General features: G+C 59.0%; 17 protein-coding genes. 4 read left to right on the top strand and 13 right to left on the bottom strand.

Annotation, left to right across the window (positions count from 1 at the left end):
* Positions 1-9: 9 nt before the first annotated feature.
* From G547_RS0109555 to metG, 8 genes are all read right to left on the bottom strand, one after another.
* On the bottom strand, positions 10-837 hold the full coding sequence (locus G547_RS0109555; RefSeq protein ID WP_027329673.1) for a mechanosensitive ion channel family protein: 828 nt from the start codon (positions 835-837) through the stop codon (positions 10-12).
* A gap of 87 nt (positions 838-924) precedes the next feature.
* Complete coding sequence (locus G547_RS0109550; RefSeq protein WP_051235160.1) at positions 925-1,641, bottom strand: electron transport complex subunit E; 717 nt, start codon at positions 1,639-1,641, stop codon at positions 925-927.
* Positions 1,638-2,309, bottom strand: coding sequence for an electron transport complex subunit RsxG (rsxG, locus tag G547_RS0109545; RefSeq protein WP_027329671.1), 672 nt, complete (start codon positions 2,307-2,309; stop codon positions 1,638-1,640). Before rsxG ends, G547_RS0109550 begins: the two co-directional genes overlap by 4 nt.
* Positions 2,309-3,361: an electron transport complex subunit RsxD gene (gene rsxD / locus G547_RS0109540; protein ID WP_027329670.1), complete on the bottom strand. Its 1,053-nt coding sequence runs from the start codon at positions 3,359-3,361 to the stop codon at positions 2,309-2,311. Before rsxD ends, rsxG begins: the two co-directional genes overlap by 1 nt.
* A gap of 4 nt (positions 3,362-3,365) precedes the next feature.
* A complete protein-coding gene (rsxC, locus tag G547_RS0109535) occupies positions 3,366-5,690 on the bottom strand; it encodes an electron transport complex subunit RsxC (protein ID WP_027329669.1) in 2,325 nt (774 codons plus the stop codon).
* On the bottom strand, positions 5,690-6,310 hold the full coding sequence (rsxB, locus tag G547_RS0109530; protein WP_027329668.1) for an electron transport complex subunit RsxB: 621 nt from the start codon (positions 6,308-6,310) through the stop codon (positions 5,690-5,692). Before rsxB ends, rsxC begins: the two co-directional genes overlap by 1 nt.
* Positions 6,311-6,343: 33 nt before the next feature.
* Entirely contained in the window at positions 6,344-6,919 is a 576-nt protein-coding gene (gene rsxA / locus G547_RS0109525; RefSeq protein WP_027329667.1) for an electron transport complex subunit RsxA, read from the bottom strand.
* A 165-nt stretch (positions 6,920-7,084) separates the two neighbouring features.
* The gene (gene metG, locus G547_RS0109520) at positions 7,085-9,100 is read right to left on the bottom strand and encodes a methionine--tRNA ligase (RefSeq protein WP_027329666.1); all 2,016 of its coding nucleotides are present in this window, start codon (positions 9,098-9,100) and stop codon (positions 7,085-7,087) included.
* Between the two features lie 505 nt (positions 9,101-9,605).
* On the opposite strand from metG, the gene apbC reads away from it, so the two are divergent.
* Together apbC and dcd are read left to right on the top strand one after the other, a co-directional pair.
* Entirely contained in the window at positions 9,606-10,703 is a 1,098-nt protein-coding gene (gene apbC / locus G547_RS0109515; protein WP_027329665.1) for an iron-sulfur cluster carrier protein ApbC, read from the top strand.
* Positions 10,704-10,773: 70 nt separating this feature from the next.
* The gene (gene dcd, locus G547_RS0109510; protein WP_027329664.1) at positions 10,774-11,343 is read left to right on the top strand and encodes a dCTP deaminase; all 570 of its coding nucleotides are present in this window, start codon (positions 10,774-10,776) and stop codon (positions 11,341-11,343) included.
* A 97-nt stretch (positions 11,344-11,440) separates the two neighbouring features.
* Here dcd and G547_RS0109505 read toward each other — a convergent pair whose 3' ends face one another.
* On the bottom strand, positions 11,441-11,995 hold the full coding sequence (locus G547_RS0109505; RefSeq protein WP_027329663.1) for a hypothetical protein: 555 nt from the start codon (positions 11,993-11,995) through the stop codon (positions 11,441-11,443).
* Between the two features lie 651 nt (positions 11,996-12,646).
* Between G547_RS0109505 and G547_RS22640 the strand changes: the two genes are divergently transcribed.
* Positions 12,647-13,762, top strand: a complete 1,116-nt coding sequence (locus G547_RS22640; RefSeq protein WP_051235158.1) for a M15 family metallopeptidase — start codon at positions 12,647-12,649, stop codon at positions 13,760-13,762.
* 117 nt (positions 13,763-13,879) lie between these two features.
* On the opposite strand, the gene G547_RS0109495 is transcribed toward G547_RS22640, so the two are convergent.
* The 4 genes from G547_RS0109495 to purM form a co-directional block, all read right to left on the bottom strand.
* Complete coding sequence (locus G547_RS0109495) at positions 13,880-14,365, bottom strand: FKBP-type peptidyl-prolyl cis-trans isomerase (RefSeq protein ID WP_027329661.1); 486 nt, start codon at positions 14,363-14,365, stop codon at positions 13,880-13,882.
* Positions 14,366-14,470: 105 nt separating this feature from the next.
* Positions 14,471-15,184, bottom strand: coding sequence for a DUF3108 domain-containing protein (locus tag G547_RS0109490; RefSeq protein WP_157209825.1), 714 nt, complete (start codon positions 15,182-15,184; stop codon positions 14,471-14,473).
* A gap of 23 nt (positions 15,185-15,207) precedes the next feature.
* Entirely contained in the window at positions 15,208-15,873 is a 666-nt protein-coding gene (gene purN / locus G547_RS0109485; protein ID WP_027329659.1) for a phosphoribosylglycinamide formyltransferase, read from the bottom strand.
* The gene (gene purM, locus G547_RS0109480) at positions 15,870-16,928 is read right to left on the bottom strand and encodes a phosphoribosylformylglycinamidine cyclo-ligase (protein WP_027329658.1); all 1,059 of its coding nucleotides are present in this window, start codon (positions 16,926-16,928) and stop codon (positions 15,870-15,872) included. Before purM ends, purN begins: the two co-directional genes overlap by 4 nt.
* Positions 16,929-17,181: 253 nt before the next feature.
* Between purM and G547_RS0109475 the strand changes: the two genes are divergently transcribed.
* A complete protein-coding gene (locus tag G547_RS0109475; protein ID WP_169449440.1) occupies positions 17,182-18,291 on the top strand; it encodes a DUF2066 domain-containing protein in 1,110 nt (369 codons plus the stop codon).
* The last annotated feature ends 9 nt before the right edge of the window (positions 18,292-18,300 follow it).

Here is an 18,300-nt window from a genome sequence, read left to right as displayed (position 1 = left end):
AGCGGTTTTTTACGCTTTCTCGCCTTCGTTGTATACATGCAGATCCCGCTGGGGGAAGGGGATGGTCATGCCGTTGGCTTCCAGCTCCAGTTTGATTTTCTCGGTCATATCCCAGAATACCGGCCAGTAGTCATCGGTTTTTACCCAGGGCCGGACAATGAAGTTCACACTGCTGTCGGCCAGGGCCGATACCGCAATGTTGGGGGCCGGGTCTTCCAGAACTCGCTCATCGGCCGTGACGGCGGCCATCATGACCTCTTTAGCCTTCTTGATGTCGTCGCCATAGCTGATACCGAACACCATATCCACCCGGCGAGTATCGCGCGCTGAGTAGTTGATGATGTTGCCACTGTAAATCGAGCCGTTGGGGATGGTGACTTCTTTGTTGTCCGGCGTGCGCAGAATGGTGGAGAAAATACTGATTTTCTCAATCATTCCGGCGGTGCCTGCGGCTTCCACGTAGTCCCCCGCCTTGAAGGGGCGCAGTACCAGCAGGAGAAAGCCCGCGGCGAAGTTCTGCAGCGATCCCTGCAGCGCCAGACCAATGGCCAGGCCGGCCGCACCGAGAACTGCAATCAGGGAGGTAGTATTGACCCCGAGCTGGTCCAACACTGCCACAATGACAAAAATCAGTAGCAAGACTTTGGCAATCGCCTGGGTGAACTCAATCAGAATACTGTCGAGCTTGGTGCGCCCCAGTACCTTACCCAGAATGCCTATAAGGATGCCGATCACAATGCGGCCGATGATAAAAATCAGCAGCGCAGTGACAATGTTGATCGCCCAGGGAATAACGTAAAGGCTGATCAGCTCGTTGATCTTCTCGGTGTCGAACATAGACAGGTCCCTCGGTGAGAGTGTGAATAAACAGACCTTATTAGTCTAACGGATATTCTTTCTCTCTGCCGAGAGGTTTGCACCGGATCAACTGATGTTGCCAGTGGTGCGCACCCGTTTACTGCCTTTGACCGGCTTGGTTTGGCGGGCGGCTTCCCGCTGCTTGAGCCGGGTGTCGATGCTGTTTTTCAGGGCAATCAGAAACCCCGTCACGATAAACGCCCCCGGGGGGAGTACGGCCACCAGAAAGCCCGGGTAGGCCGGGAAAGGACGCCAGACCCAATCGCGGGCTCCCTCACCAAAGAGCAGGTGCATGCCGTCAAACAGAGTACCGTTGCCCAGCAGCTCCCGGATCGCCCCAACGGCAAGAAGTACCAGCATAAAACCCAGCCCCATGGTGAGTCCGTCGGCGGCGGAGGGTAAAACGGAGTTCTTGCTGGCAAAAGCATCCGCACGCCCTAGAATGGCGCAGTTGGTCACGATAAGGGGGATAAAGATCCCGAGAATGGTGTAGAGCTCGTACGTGAACGCCCGCATCAAAAGCTCAATACAGGTGGTCAATGCGGCGATGATCATGACAAACGCCGGTAGACGCACCGCGTCACTGACCCCTTTTCGAATCAGTGAGACAATGATGTTGGAGCTGGTGACCACCAGCAGGGTGGCAAGCCCCAGTCCCATGGCGTTGACCACCGTCCCGGTGACGGCCAGCAGCGGGCAGAGCCCGAGCAGCTGCACCAGGGCGGGGTTGTTGGTCCAGAGGCCGCTCTTGCCTATAGCACCGTAATCGACTGCATCACTCATTGCGTTGCTGCCTCATTGGTCGTGTCGGTGGCTCCGTCGTCGGAAGGTACCTGAGAAAACAGCAGATCCCGGTGTTCCTCGACGAATGTCAGCACGCCGCGAACCTGCTTTACAACGGCCCGGGGGGTAATGGTTGCCCCCGTGAACTGATCGAAGTAGCCGCCGTCTTTCTTTACCTTCCAGTTATCCCGAGGTGGGCTCCCGAGAGAATGACCGGTAAAGTCGAGTATCCAGTCGCTCTTTTTCAGGTCGACTTTGTCTCCCAGCCCCGGAGTCTCATTGTGGGTCAGAACTCGAACCCCGGCAATGGAGCCGTCACGGTTGACCCCCACAATCATGCGAATATCGCCACTGTAGCCATCCGGCGCCACGGCGGGGATGATCGCTGCGGTGACCTCGCCGTCCCGCCTGGCGAGATGTATGGCTTCCTGGCGGTCCAGCCCCAGTTGCTCCAGAGCGGCTTCCGGTACCTTGATGGTATCGGACAACAAATCGTTGTCGTGCTCGTCTTCCGGGACAATCTCCAACAACGCGGCCGCCGCCGCGGCACGCTCGGCTTCGGCAATCTTGTCCCGTGTAAGCTGGTAGGTGCCCGCCAAGACCCCAGCGGTAACCAGGGCGAATGCACCGAGTAGCAGACTGTTTTTCCCGATTGACCATCCGAACATCAGTGTTCCTCCTTTTCGGTGGCGCGCCGCGCTTTCTGGTGTCCGTAGGTGCGAGGCAGGGTGTAGTAATCGATAAAAGGTGCGGCAAAGTTGGCGAGCAGCACCGCAAAGGCGACCGCGTCCGGGTAGTTGCTCCAGCCTCGCATGACGAACAACAGAATCCCGATTAACGCGCCGTAGACCAGGCGACCTCGGGTGCTGACGGCGGAGCTGACCGGATCGGTGAGGATGAAAAACGCTCCGAACATAGTGGCCCCGGAGAGCAGGTGGAATATCGGCGAGCCGAGGCTGTCCGAGCCACTGCTATAAAACAGAGCGGATGTCAGGCCCAGCGCGGTGAGCATCGCCACCGGTGCGTGCCAGGTGAAGACCCGTTGGTAAAGCAGGAAAAGTCCGCCGAGCAAAAAGCCGATGTTGACCCACTCCCAGCCAGCTCCGGCAAGCATGCCGGCCTGCAACGTCGGGTCGCTGTTGTACAAACCCGCCATGGTCTGACCGCTGTTCTGTTTTAACACATCGAGCGGAGTGGCCCCGGTGTAGCCATCGACCGGTACGCCGGCAAAAATCTGCTTCAGACCTTCGGCCAAGCCGACCAGGGATTGGCTTTCCGGCAGAACGGAGGCGGGTGCGGCCCACTGAGTCATTTCCACCGGGAAAGAAATCAGCAAGACCACGTAGCCCACCATGGCCGGGTTGAAAGGGTTATACCCCATACCGCCGTAAAGCTGTTTGGCGAGGATAATTGACACACCACTGCCAGTGACTACCAGCCACCAGGGACAGTAAGGAGGTAGGGCCAAACCGAGCAACACACCGGTGACCAGAGCGCTGCAGTCGCGTAGGTAGAACAGGGCCGGCCGACCGCGCAACCGCATGATCGCCGCTTCAAAGACCATGGCCGATACGCTCGCCAGGGCGACGTTGAAAAGGGAGCCCCAGCCGAACGCCAGTGTCATGGCCACCACCCCCGGCAGTGTGGCAAATACCACCAGGCGCATGAGTTGCCCGGTACTGCGGGCACTGTGTGTGTGGGGGGAGGTCACCCTCAGCATGGGTTCAGCGGTCCTCGGTCAACTGTTGCAGTTTGTCTTCGAGTTTGGTGACGCCGGTACGGAACGCCTCCACGTTTTCGTTCTCTTCCGCTTCGGCGTTCGCGAGCCGTTCGCGGGCTTTTTCCAATCGGGCTTTTACCGACTCAATCTGCGCCCGGAGTTTGTCTTCGGCGCTCATGGTTTCCATGGCGGCCGCTTTCGCTTTGGCCCGTTCAATGGCTTGGCTGGCGACATCGTCATTGTGGCGTGATGCCGAGCTGGGTTCGGCGACCGTAGAGGGTTTCTGCTCGTCCAGCTCTTTTTGCGTATCGGCGATTTTTTGTTTCAGTTTGTCGACCCCCTGTTGCAGTGCGTCGGCCTTCTCATCGCCGGCCTCCCGCGCCGCCGCGGCTTTTTCTTCCGCCTTGGACAGCCGCTTGTACAGCGACTCCAGGCTGGAGCGCAGTTTGTCTTCCGGGCTCATGTTCATTTTGGCCTGAGCTTTGGCGATGGCGGCCGCCACCGGGTCGTCACTTTTTGCCTTGGTGTCAGGTTTGGACTTGGCTTCGGGCTCCGGTTTTGATTCCGGTGCCTGGGCGTCCTGAGTCAACTGTTGAAGCTTTTTCTCCGCTTCCTGGACTTTGAGCTCGGCCTGCTTGATACGGGCTTTCTGCTTTTCCTTTTGCTCGTCTGTGACCTCTACACCGGGTTCGCTGGGCTCGAGTGGCTGGCGCGCACGCTCCAGAGAACTTTTGGCGGCCTCAAGGCTACGCTCGAGCTTGGCCCGCTGCACTTCGGGCGACTGCTGCTTGGCTTGGGCTTTCGCCAGGGCGTCGGCGACTGGGTCCACTGACTTGCGCGGCGCGCTGTCGTTGCCCTGTTCCGCCAGTTTGCGTTTGGCCTCCTCGGCGGCTTTTTTTCGGGCCTCGCGTTTGGCGGCTTTTTCCGCTTCCTCTTTCGCGATTCGTTCCTGGCGGAATTCAAAACGCCGGCGCGCCCGGTCAGACTTTTCCTTCTCCTGCTGATGCAGCCGAATGGCGCCCTTGGAAGCGCGGTAGTACTGCACCAGAGGGATGTGACTGGGGCAGACATAGGAGCAGGCGCCGCACTCAATGCAATCAAACAGGCTATGGGCCTCGAGCTTCTCGAAGTCCTCGGACTGGGCATACCAGAACAGCTGCTGTGGCAACAGGCTCGCTGGACAGGCCTCCGCGCACAGCCCACACCGAATGCAGGCCTGGGCCGGCTGGGGTGGCGGCAACTCTTTCTTGGTCGGTGCCAGAATGCAGTTGGTGGTTTTGATCACCGGTACGCTGGGGTCGGGCAGGGCAAAGCCCATCATGGGGCCGCCCATTACCAGGCGCGACGCTTTTTTGGCATTAAAGCCATGTTCTTCCAGAAGAAACTCGATGGGGGTGCCCAGCAGCACCTCCACGTTGCGTTGAGTTTCCAGCGCCTCGCCCACCAGGGTGGTAATTCGCGAAACCAGCGGTTCACCGTAGCGAACCGCGCGGTAGGCGGCGACGGTGGTGCCCACGTTCTGGCACACCACACCGATGCTGGCGGGGATCTGGCCGCTGGGCACTTCCTCGCCGGTGAGAATCTGGATCAGCTGCTTTTCGCCCCCGGAGGGATACTTGGTGGGGAAAGAAATAACCTGAATCTCTGTTCCCTCGGCGGCTTTCTCCAGAGCGGCGATCGCTTCGGGTTTGTTGTCTTCAACCCCGATCAGTATCTTTTCGGGAAAGTCGAGCAGCTTGGCGAGCAACTGGCTGCCGGCGACGACCTCCTCGGCTTTGGTCTGCATCAGAATGTCGTCGGCGGTGATGTAGGGTTCACACTCAGTGCCGTTCAGAATCAGTGTGTGGATTTTGTGATCGGCGCGCGGGTTCAGTTTCACTGAGGTGGGAAAGCCGGCACCACCGAGTCCGGCAATACCCGCCGCGCGGATCTTGTCCAGGATATCGCTTTTGCTCAGCGAATTCACATCCTCGCAGCGCTCCAGCGGCACCCATTCGTCTTTGCCATCAAGCTCGATGACCACGCAGGGGGCGGAGTAGCCGGAAGGGTGGGGGATCAATCGGTCCTCAATAGCGCTGACGGTGCCGGAGCTGGGGGCGTGAACCCGCGCGCTGAAAATGCCTTCGGCCTCAGCCACCAGCTGACCGCCGAGTACACGTTCGCCCACCTGTACCACGGGCTTCGCCGGTTTGCCAATATGCTGGTTCAGAGGCAGCGTCAAGCTCGGTGGCAGGGGCGCCTTCCCCAGCGGCAATTGCAAGGATTGGGTTTTGTTTTCGGGCGGATGAACGCCGCCCGGGATGTCCCACACTTTGATTAAACTACCCATCAAGCCGCTTCGCCTGTTGTGCCTCGGTCGCTGGCAATAATGTTAAGGGGCCGCTCCTCAATCGGGGCGGGTTTGTCCCACTTCCACTGGTTCAGTCCGGTTTCCACGGGGAGCATGTCAATGCAGTCCACCGGGCAGGGCTCGACGCACAGGTCGCAGCCGGTGCACTCGTCGACGATGACGGTGTGCATCTGTTTCGCCGCCCCGATGATCGCATCCACCGGGCAGGCCTGAATGCACTTGGTACAGCCAATGCACTCATCCTCTCGGATATACGCGACCTTTTTTACATCGGACTCTTCGCCATGCTCGGCATCCAGTGTGGGTGCCTCCACATCGAGCAGGTCGGCCAGGGAATTGATGGTGGCCTGACCGCCCGGGGGGCATTTGTTGATCGCATCGCCGTTGGCAATCGCCTGCGCGTAGGGGCGGCAGCCCGGGTAGCCACACTGACCGCACTGAGTCTGGGGCAGCAGATCGTCGATCTGCTGAATGACCGGGTCTTCTTCCAGGCGAAAACGGACCGCGGCAAAGCCGAGTACGGCGCCGAAGACCAGGGCCAGACCGCCCAGCGCGATCAGCGCCGAGACGATGGGGTTTTGTACGATCAGATCCAACATAGTGTGAGTTGACGCCCGTCGGTTAACTGCGGCTTAAACCAGACCGCTGAAGCCCATAAACGCCAGGGACATCAAGCCGGCGGTAATCATGCCGATGGCGGCCCCTTTGAATGGCGTGGGCACGTCGGCCACGGCGAGTCGCTCGCGCATGGCAGAAAACAGAATCAGCACCAGTGAGAAGCCCAGCGCAGCGCCGAAGCCAAACACGGTGGATTCAAAGAAACCGTGCTCTTTGGTGGTGTTTTGCAATGCGACCCCGAGTACCGCGCAGTTGGTGGTGATCAGGGGCAGAAAGATCCCCAGCACCCGGTAGAGCAGGGGGCTGGTTTTCTCGATAAACATTTTGGAAAACTGCACCACCACCGCGATTACCAGGATAAACGAGATGGTGCGCATGAAGTCGATATTGAGCGGCTCGAGAATCCAGGTGTTGATGAGGTAGCTGCAGACCGAGGCCAGCGTCAGCACAAAAGTGGTGGCGCCCGCCATGCCGATCGCGGTTTCCAGCTTGTTGGACACGCCCATAAAGGGGCACAAGCCCAAGAACTGAACCAGTACGAAGTTGTTCACCAGAATGGCGCTCAACAAAATGATGGCGAATTCGGTCATGCCTGCTTCTTACCTGGGTACGCGCCCGTGAAGGCGCCATTATCGTTAACCAGACCTAGCCGTTCAATCTAAAACCCCGGCTTGATTAGGCCGATTGAGCATATGCTTATGCCGGTGCTCCCTCATTACGGCGGATAAGCGAAGCGCATCCGCCGTAACCCGGCCTTACATTACTCGCTGTCCGGGCTTGGCGCCGCTGTGGGGCTCCAGGATGTGAATGTCCTTACCCCCCGGGCCGGCGGCCAGCACCATGCCTTCGCTGACCCCGAACTTCATTTTACGCGGTTTGAGGTTGGCCACCATAATCGTCAGCTTACCTTCGAGGTCTTCCGGCGCGTAGGCGCTCTTGATCCCGGCAAATACATTGCGGGTTTCGCCGCCAAGGTCCAGGGTCAGGCGCAGCAGCTTATCGGCGCCTTCCACATGCTCGGCCTTGGCGATTTTAACCACGCGCAAATCCACCTTGGCAAAGTCGCCAAAATCGATTTCGTCGGCGATGGGCTCATCGGCCAAGGGGCCTGTCGCTTTGGGCGCCGGAGCGGATTCTTTGCTGGCTTCTACCATGGCGTCTACGTGTTCCTTTTCCACTCGGGTCAGCAGTGGCTTGAATTTGTTGATGGCCTCGCCCCCGCGAAAGCGCAGAGGTTGGCTCCAGTCCAGGGTTTCGTCGAGAAACGCTTCGGCCTTTTCCGCCAGCTGGGGCAGCACCGGCTTGAGCCAGGTCACCAGCGCGCGGAAGCAATTCAGCCCCTGGGTACAGATGGCCAACACCTCGGCCTCTGTACCTGCCTCTTTCGCCAATTTCCAGGGCTCTTTTGCCGCAATATACTCGTTCGCGGCATCCGCCAGCGCCATGATCTCGCGCATGGCTTTGCTGAACTCGCGGTTTTCATAGTGCCCGGCGATGCTGGCTTCGCCCTCGGTAAAACGCTGCCACAGCGCGGGTTCGGCGACCTCGGTCGCCAGCGTGCCGCCGGCCTTCTGCACGAACTTGGCGGTGCGACTGGCGATATTGACCACTTTGCCCACCAGGTCGCTGTTCACCCGCTGGATAAAGTCATCCAGGTTCAGGTCCAGGTCGTCCACCGCACTGGTGAGCTTGGCCGCGAAGTAATAGCGCAGGTACTCGGGATTCAGGTGATCCAGGTACGTCTGGCCATTGATAAACGTGCCCCGGGACTTGGACATCTTCTTGCCATTGACGGTAACGAAGCCGTGAACGCAGATCTTCGTCGGCGTGCGCAGCTCGGCCGAGTGGAGCATGGCCGGCCAGAAGAGCGCGTGGAAGTTGACGATGTCCTTGCCGATAAAGTGGTACACCTCGGCTTCGGAGTCGGCCTTCCAGAAATCGAGCCAATCCTTGCCTTGGGCGTCCAACAGGTTCTTCAGGCTGGCGATATAACCAATGGGTGCGTCCAGCCAGACGTAGAAGTATTTGCCCGGCTGACCGGGAATTTCAAAGCCGAAGTAGGGCGCATCCCGGGAGATATCCCACTCGTGCAGGTCCGCATCGAGCCACTCCGAGACCTTGTTGGCCACTTCATTCTGCAGGTGCCCGGCACGGGTCCAGCCTTTGAGGAAGTCGGCAAACTCCGGCAGCTTGAAGAAGAAATGCTCGGAGGCCTTGGGCACCGGTGTGGCGCCGGAGAGGGCGGAGACCGGGTCGATCAGGTCCATGGGCGAGTAAGTCGCGCCGCAGGCCTCGCAGTTGTCGCCGTACTGGTCCGGGGTTTTGCACTTGGGGCAGGTGCCCTTGATGTAGCGGTCGGCCAGGAACAGTTGTTTTTCCGGGTCGAAGGCCTGGGTAATCTCGCGCCGGGCGATGTGGCCGTTGGCGTCCAGACGTTGGTAGATCAGCTCGGCCAGCTCTCGGTTTTCGCTCGAGTGGGTGCTGTAGTAGTTGTCGTGCTGCACCAGAAAGCCTTCGGACACGGCTTTGTGGGCCGTATGCATGTTTTCGATGTGCTTTTCGGGCGAGAGGCCCAGCTCTTCGGCTTTGAGCGTAATGGCGGTGCCGTGGGCGTCGTCGGCACAGACGTAGAGGCACTGGTGGCCGCGCAGTTTCTGGAATCGCACCCAGATGTCGGTCTGGATCTGTTCCATCAGGTGCCCGAGGTGGAGGTCGCCATTGGCGTAGGGCAGGGCGCTTGTCACAAGGATGTTGCGGACGGCTTGGCTCATGGTGTCTGTGAAGTCGTGGCTGGTGGAAAAAGGAGGCGCACTATAGCAAATTTTGCCCGACTCTTCAGGGGGTTAGGGGCTAAAGTTGACCACAGCACTTGGTTTTTACGGTTTCGATGCAATAATGTGAGTTAATTGATTCGTGATTTTAACCCTTGGGGGAGATTTTGAGTCCGGCGGCGATGGGGGTATACCGGTTGAAGACCCGCCGTGAACCCGTCCATGGGGGCTTCTCATCGGCATCCATGCCTCAGAGAGTCTTCAACCGGTATACCCCCATCGCCGCCTCAGTGCCTCTGGGGCCTTTGGCGAAAATGTCGGTCTCCCAAGGGTAATTCGATAGCACTGAGGTCCTGGAGAGGAACCCTTCACCAAAGACTCTCTGAGGCATGGATGCCGATGAGAAGCCTACAGGGATGTATTCACGGCGGGTCTTTGGTGAAGGGTTCCTCTCCAGGACCGGGCCATCCAATATCCCTCAAACCCGAGAGACGACCCCCGTATTATGTTCAAAAAAACCGAAACGACCCTCAAAAACGCCCTAAAATCGGTTAAAGAGCCGACAACCGGGCTCACGTTGAACGAACTGGCCGTCGAGCCCGAGATTCAGCTTAAAGGAACCGAGGCCGAAATCACCCTCACCCTGGGCTACCCTGCCGAGGGCGTCGCCGAAGCCCTGGCCCAAGCGGTCAACGAAGCCGCATCGGCCGTAAAAGGCATCGAATCGGTCGCCGTCAATATCGACTGGGACATCCCCGCCTGCGGTGGCGCCAACACCAGTGGCCAGATTCCCGGCGTGAAAAACATCATCGCCATCGCCTCCGGCAAAGGTGGGGTGGGAAAATCCACCACCGCCGTCAACCTCGCCCTGGCCCTCGCGGCCGAAGGTGCCCGCGTGGGCATCCTGGATGCCGACATCTACGGCCCCAGTCAGCCCCAAATGCTGGGCATCGGCGAGCGCCGGCCCGAAATCCTAGAAATTGATGGCAAACAGATGATGCGGCCCATCGAAGCCCACGGCATACAGTCCATCTCCATGGGCTACCTGGTCACCGAACAGACCCCCATGGTCTGGCGCGGGCCCATGGTCAGTGGGGCCTTGCAGCAATTGCTGACCCAGACGCATTGGGACGATGTGGACTACCTGATCGTCGACATGCCCCCCGGTACTGGAGACATTCAACTGACTCTGTCCCAGAAAGTGCCGGTTACCGGCGCGGTGATTGTGACCACGCCCCAGGATATTGCCCTGCTGGACGCCCAGAAAGGGATCGAGATGTTTCGCAAGGTCAAAGTGCCGGTGCTGGGTGTGGTGGAGAATATGGCCGTGCACATTTGTTCCAACTGCGGCCATGAGGAGCACGTCTTCGGTGCGGGCGGAGGCGAGCGTATCGCCAAAGACTACGATACGACGTTGCTGGGATCTCTGCCGCTCGACCTGTCCATCCGGGAAACCACCGATGGTGGCAGGCCCACAGTGGTGGCCGAGCCGGACTCGGCGATCGCCGCAAGCTATCGGGCCATCGCCCGGCAACTGGGGGCCGGCCTCTGGCGCACCTTTGGCAAAGCCCGCGGACCGGTGATTGCCGTAGCCGATGATTGAGGTGGGATTTCCCCCCAAAAAACGCTATGATTCGGCCCGTTTTTCCGACATGGCCGATTGTGGAGAGCTCATGAGTATCAAGTCTGATAAGTGGATGCGCCGGATGGTGGAGAAGGAAGGCATGATCGAGCCTTTCGAGCCGGAGCAGGTGCGTTACGACGCCCAGGGTGAGCGCTTGATCTCCTACGGAACCTCCAGCTACGGCTACGATGTGCGGTGTGCGGATGAGTTCAAGATATTCACTAACGTCTATTCATCCGTGGTTGATCCCAAAAACTTCGATGAAAACAGCTTCGTGGATGTCAAAAGCGACGTCTGTATCATCCCCCCCAACTCTTTTGCCCTGGCGCGTACCGTGGAATATTTCCGCATCCCCCGCCAGGTGCTGACGGTTTGCCTGGGTAAGTCCACCTACGCGCGTTGCGGTATTATCGTGAATGTCACGCCGCTCGAACCCGAGTGGGAAGGGCATGTCACGCTGGAATTCTCCAACACCACCCCGCTTCCGGCCAAAATTTACGCCAATGAAGGCGTTGCCCAGATGCTGTTCTTTGAGTCGGACGAAATGTGTGATACCTCCTATAAGGACCGCGGCGGCAAGTACCAGGGCCAGCGCGGGGTGACGCTTCCCAAAGCCTGATGGTGCGGGGTAACCCCCTTTTCGTCACATCGCAGTTCCCGGCGCCGCCTTTGTCCGCTCCATTCAGGTCGTAAACCCGCTGCCGAGCGAGGGGGGATTAGGGCGCCCATCGGATAAACTTGTCCCACTGCTTCTGCATCCCGACCAGCCAGTCGGGCACCGATTGGCCGTTGCCCATATGCTCGCACCGTGGGTGCTTGGCAATGATCTCCTGCACTCGCCGCTCCTCGCTGGGTTTGACATCGACAATGAGCAGGTGGCGTCCGGAACTGAGTGCCTGCTCAAACTGCTCATATTGGTGATGTGGGCGCTGTATACCGATCAAGCCACCTTCCCAGGTGCAAAACCCGAGCAGAATGAGGGAGAGGAAAACGACGGGAATCCAGAGGTAGCCCTCGCCGATGCCGATCAGGTAGGCCACGACAATCGGAATGGCGGCCGCTACCAGCCCTACCAGAAACCCAATGATGCCGGAGCGCACGACATCTTTGCGCAATAGTGATTCAACTTGATGCAGGTGATGAGATTCCAGCCCCGCATCATTATTGCTGAGAATGTGGATTTGTGGTCGCTCGATGCCCTGGCTTTCAAGGTCGTTTTCCAACCGTTCCAGCTCGTCCAGGTCGTCGCTAAGGTAGAAGTGGCGTCTCATGCAAGTCACCTTTTGGTCAAGTTTTGATCCAATGCGTAATCACGTCCCTCGGTACGAGGGGCAACGACGTCGCGGGCATCGTTCCCGTGTCTACTATCTCGGTGCCGAGGGGATGCGCTGGGTTGTGGCTGACAGCGTGACGACTTTAGGCAAAGTATAGCAGTGAGGAATGCGGGGTTTGAGGCCAGTCAATGCCTCTGGGATACTCCTGATGCCTGGAACGAATATGCTGGAAGAATGGTTAACACTTGACGCGATTAAAAGCTCGCTTTCTCGGCTTTTAATAGGCTGGTTTTTTAGTCAGAATCTTCTGATATGAAAAGACGATCTATCCTTTTAGACCTGATAACCCGGGATCGCGTCTAAAGTTTCTTTCGAAACGGCCGTCATTTTGTGAAGTAAACACGCTTCTTTATAGAAAAGGGCGATAACCAGAATAATTGATATAAGCAGACACTGAAAAATGCGCCCTAATCCGCTATAGTTAAAGAGCGGTCTTTTGGGTTCAGGTCGTGAGTTTAAGGCTAATTCGAAGCTCTTGGGGTGGTTTTCGCAAGCGTTCGAAACAAGTAGAACAACAGCTCTACACACTTTTCCGTCGGATGTCGACGGTGCGTCAGACTGAAATTAACGAGCAAAAAGAGAGGAACGGTGAAACGCAGAGACTTACTCGTCGGTTTTATGTCCGGTGTGGGCTTCACCGCGGGCAACGCCTATCTTTGGCAAATGGCTCAGAACGGCGCCAAATCGCGGGATTTGTGGTCTGAAAGCGGCTACTACATGATGGACGACGATCCCTTTGCGATTGGCGAGCGGGAGAAGCAGGAAGTGGCGGCGCTACTCCGCCCCGAGCCCGGGAGCGAGACATCCGCACTGCGGGCGAAGGTCGCTGACGCCACGGAGCTTCCCAGCCTTGATGAGCTCGCCGAAGAGTTGGCGGGGCAACCGCCCGTGGTGCCTGCTCCCCAGTTGGCTCAGAACGTTCCGGCGTCCGAACCCGCCGCCAAGCCGGGAGAGGTGTTGCCAGAAGAGCCGGTGGGCGGAGATCAGCGGCAACTGCTGCTGGAGAAAGTGCGCAATTTCAATGGCGACTTCATCGACGACATTTTCTTGCCGGAAGCTGAGCGCCCGACGTTGCATTCACTGCACCTTCGGTTTCAGCGCGCCGAGCGTCTGGTCGGGCATGGCAACTACAATCTTCTGGCGTTCGATGAGCTGTTCAAATACGGCAAGCGCTATCCCCAGATTGGCGAGTTCACCCTGGCTGAGCTCGACATGATTGAAAAACTGTTCTTTACCGAAGCGGAAAAGTACGGTTTCTATGGTGAAAAGGTGACCAAGGAGCTGACCGCAAAGATTCCCGAGCAGGAGGCGGTCAAGGTTCCCTATTCGGGGCATTTCCTGTTGCGGGGTGATTCCTCGGCCTACTACGACAAGCTGCGTAAGGATATCGGAGACACGGTGATTCTCACCTCCGGTATCCGTGGAAACGTCAAACAGATGCATCTGTTTGTCGCCAAGTGCCTGGAGGCCCATTACAACTTGTCGAAAGCCTCCCGTTCATTGGCGCCGCCCGGGCACAGTTACCACGGTGTGGGCGATTTCGATGTGGGGCGCGTTGGCTGGGGTTACTCGAATTTCACCGATAAATTCGCTGAGACCGATGAGTTCAAGCGGATGCAGGACCTCGGGTATGTCCAGATTCGGTACACCAAAGACAATCACTACGGGGTCCGATTCGAGCCCTGGCATATCAAAGTCGTTTAGTGGTCGGTTAACAGGTCCCTGGCCCTTTGGTTACCACCCACAAAAAAAGCCCCGATTCGTGCGACGAATCGGGGCTTTTTTCCAGGCACCTCACAAGGTACCCGTGCAGCGCATTACTTAGTGCTCGTGGCCTTCGGGACCGTGTACATGGCCGTGGGAGACCTCTTCCTCGGTGGCGTCGCGCACCTCGGTGACTTCCACGTCAAAGTTCAGGTCCACACCCGCGAGCGGGTGGTTGGCGTCGATGGTGACGGTATCGCCGTCCACCTTGGCAACCCGCACAATCTGGGTGCCTTGTTCGGTTTGCGCCTGAAATTCCATCCCTTCTTCTACCTTCTCCACGCCGGTGAACATATTGGCGGGCAGCTCCTGGATCAGGTTGTCGCTGCGCTCACCATAGGCTTCGGCAGCGGGGACCTCGGCGGTCAGCTTGTCACCCACCGCTTTGCCTTCCAACTGCTTCTCAAGGCCGGGGATGATGTTGCCAGCGCCGTGCAGGTAGGTCAGCGGACCACGCTCGTCGGTGGACTGGTCCAGCTGTTTGCCGTCGCTGTCAGTCAGAGTGTAGTGAAAGCTGACGACGCTGTTGTTAGAAATGCTCATAAAATAACCTATTGGTTTTGGGTGAATGTAAAGTCGTTTTAGGTGGGTGGGGGCAATGGCATGGAATTACAACCTTTTGGTCCCAATGTCACCTTGAATCGGCTCTCAAAACGCCTCAATAGTTTCCCCGTTGATCTGCGCCTTATCAATATTGATGGTGTGAGAGTCGCCGTCCTCTCGTTGCTCCAGACGCACCAGCAGGTAGTCCCACTTGGGGGCCAGCCAGGCGTAAGTCGCCCGGTCGTCGTCGTCCCGGCTGCGTTTGACCTTGACGGTATCGACCGGCCCCAGCGGTGTATTCAACCGCTCTTCGGCGACTATTTCAAATCGGTAAACCTTCATTTCCCCACCGTCGGCGATGGGGTACACGAGATTCTCCTTGCCGGCAATCATGTCTTTCTGAAGCTGGATCTGGTAGCTCAGCTTGTCCTGTACGTTTTCGTGAATGTCCATGCTCCAGCTCTTGCCTTGAACGTCATTGATGACCCTCTGGGTGTCCCAGTTGAAGGTCAGCTCGGCATCCCGATCGCGGCCCAGACCCCGGCGTTTGTAGAAGTACTTCTGGGGCAGCACCACGCCGTCCTTCCAGCGAAATCGGGAAATTTCCTCGATGTTGCCAATCCAGGAGTCGGCCTCGAATCGCAGCTGCTGCCCGCCCTTTTTCAGATCGGAAAGCTCGTGGGTCACGGTCACTTTGATGCCGAAAATACGGGTGGAGTATTCGTTCTTGAAGGTGTGGGGCATCTCCGCCTTCAGGGCCGGAGCGAACGCGACGCTCAGGGCGAGAGCGGCACTGGTCAAAAGGTATTTCAGGGGCATAAAACGGCTCCTTGGCATCGAAATCAGGGCTGAGCGGTACCTGTTAGATACCCTTGAGGCCCTAAAGGTTCGTTATCCAGTAAGGCTTTTCCCGATTTCATTCGCAGGCGACCGCGGGCAAACCACTCGACCGCCAAGGGATAAATGACGTGTTCCTGCTGCTGGACGCGGGCGGCCAGGGTTTCGGCGTCATCGTTTTCAAGCACAGGGACGCGCGCCTGAATCACCGGGGGCCCGCCGTCGAGCTCGGGTGTCACGAAGTGCACGGTGACACCATGTTCGGTTTCGCCCGCCTCCAGTGCCCGTTGATGGGTGTGCAATCCTTGGTATTTTGGCAGCAGCGAAGGGTGGATGTTGAGCATTCTCCCTTCGTAGTGGCTGGCAAAATCGCTGGTCAGAATCCGCATAAAGCCAGCGAGTACCACCAATTCCGGGCGGAATTCGTCGATTTGTGCCTGAAGCGCCTTGTCGAAATCCTCCCGCGACTCGTATCGGGTGTGGTCCAGGACCAGGGCGGGGATGCCCGCGTGCTCGGCTCGCAAGAGCCCGCGTACAGCAGCCCGGTTGCTGATCACGGCCACGATCTCAATCGGGAGTTCGCCTCGTTTCTGGCCGTCAATCAGCGCCTGGAGGTTGGAGCCGCTGCCACTGATCAGAACGACAACTCGCAGTGGGTGGGTCGGACTCAAGCCCTCACCCCCTGCAGCTCGACCTGTTCCTCATCGCCCTCTCTCGCGGCAATGTGGCCGATGGTGAAGGCCTGCTCGCCAGCCCGCTGCAGCAGTTCCAGAGCGTCGGCCTCGCGCTCGGCGGGCACCGCAATCACCATGCCCACACCGCAGTTGAAGGTGCGGTACATTTCCCGGGAAGCGACGCCCCCGGCCTGTTGCAGCCAGCCGAAGACGGCGGGCATCTTCCAGCTTTGAGTATCAATGACCGCCTTGCACTGTTCCGGCAGTACGCGGGGAATGTTTTCCAGCAGGCCGCCGCCGGTAATATGCGAAAGCGCGTGCACCTCCACCGAGCGGATCAGTTCCAGCAGCGGTTTGACGTAAATTCGGGTGGGAGCCATCAAAGCATCGCTCAGGGGCTGGCCGTCGCAGTCCTGGTCCAGGTTGGCGTCGCTGACGTCGATGATTTTGCGAATCAGCGAATAGCCGTTGGAGTGCGGCCCGCTGGAAGCCAGAGCGATCAATCGGTCGCCGGCGGCGACTTTCTTGCCGTCAATGATTTCGGACTTTTCCACCACGCCGACACAGAAACCGGCCAGGTCGTAATCCTCACCCTCATACATGCCGGGCATTTCGGCAGTTTCTCCGCCAACGAGGGCGCAGCCGGCCTGCTCGCAACCGGTGCCGATGCCGGTGACCACGTCCGCCGCGACATCCACGTTGAGTTTGCCGGTGGCATAGTAGTCCAGGAAAAACAGAGGCTCGGCGCCCGCCACGACCAGGTCGTTGACACACATGGCCACCAGGTCGATGCCGATGGTGTCGTGACGTTTGAGGTTCATGGCCAGGCGTAGCTTGGTGCCTACGCCGTCGGTACCGGAAACCAGCACCGGCTCGCGGTAGCCCTTGGGCAGCTCGCACAGAGCGCCGAAGCCGCCCAGTCCACCGAGGACTTCGGGGCGGCTGGTCCGTTTGGCCACGCCTTTGATACGGTCGACCAGGGCTTCCCCCGCGTCGATATCGACGCCGGCATCTTTGTAACTCAGAGACGGTTGCGGGTGTTTTTCAGTCATGAATGGGCTGTGCTCTCGGAATGACGGCAGCGGGCTGCCGCTCTGGACGGGATTGAGTGAATTCGATGGCCGCGTATTCTATCAGTTTATGGTCGAAATGCGAGCGAGTCCCTGTTTCGGGGTGAGCGGGAACCTTTCGCCAATTCCACAGCCTGCTACAATGCGGCTTTTTCGCCGCCACCTTGGGTCAGCGGGTGCGAATCAGCGAACAACGTTTGCGAACAACGACAGAGGCAATACCTTGAGGCGAGCATTGGCAGTAGCAACGGCAAGTGTCCGGTCCCTCGGCGTGATTCTGGCGGGGGTGGTCCTGGCCACCGCGGTCCGCGCCGAACAGGTGGTGGATTTGTACACGGCGGAGGTGCTGGTCACCTCCCAGTCGGGCGCAGAGCGCCAGCGCGCCGCGCGCGAGGGGTTGGCCGACCTGGTGGTCAGGGTGACCGGCGACCCCCAGGCCCGGGAGCATCAACAGGTGCAGGAAGCGCTGACCCGGGCGGAGGATTTCATTTACGAGTTCAACTACGTCTCCACGGGTGAGACCATCGAGGTCGACGGTGAGTCTCGTCCCGCCAGCCGCCTGGTGATGAAATTCTCCTCGGTTGAGCTGGAGCGGTTGCTGCGCTCGGCCAGTCTGTCATTCTGGCCGGCGAACCGCCCGGGGGTGCTGGTCTGGATGGTTGCGCGGGAGCGGGGCGAGCTCAGCCGGGTGTCCGACGCCGAACGGCGCGAGCAACTGCGCGCCAGGGCGCGTGTTCGAGGGCTGCCGCTCGTGCTACCGCTGGATGATCTGGAGGACCGTCTGGCCCTGCCGGCACGGCAGCTCTGGGAGTTGGATGAATCGGCTATCCGCAAAGCGTCGCAGCGCTACGATGCCGAGGCGATTCTGGTAGGCCGGTACAGCGAGACCTCCGGCGGGCAATGGCGGTCGGATTGGCAGTTGTACCATCCTCTCGGCAATCCCACGTTTTACGTGCGGGCCGACTCCGTCGAGGCGCTGCTGTCTCAGGCGATTGATGAGACCGCGAACCATTTTGCCGGGCTATACGCGATCGTGCCTCGCGAAGAAGGCCCCGGAGCGGTAGTACTCCAGGTCGGCGGCGTGGATGGCTTTGGAGATTACAAGGCGGTGGAGCGTTATCTGGAAGAGCTGGCCATGGTTCGCCGTGCCGAACTGGTCACCCTGCGCCCCGGCGTTTTGACTCTGCGATTGATTGCCGAAGGCGATCGGTCGCAACTGCTCGATACTCTCGAGCGAGACCGCCAATTGGTGCCGTCGAGACAGAGTGACCGGATCAGCCTTTCCGGCAATCGGTTTGAACCCGAGGGGACCTTGGCGAACCCTCTGGGTTACACTTGGCAGTAAGTTCCACCA

Origin of the sequence: Marinimicrobium agarilyticum DSM 16975 (assembly GCF_000423345.1) — a bacterium.
In the GTDB taxonomy this organism is placed as follows: Bacteria; Pseudomonadota; Gammaproteobacteria; order Pseudomonadales; family Cellvibrionaceae; genus Marinimicrobium; species Marinimicrobium agarilyticum.
Note: the sequence above shows the minus strand (reverse complement) of the source record. Positions and strands in the feature narration are given on the sequence as shown.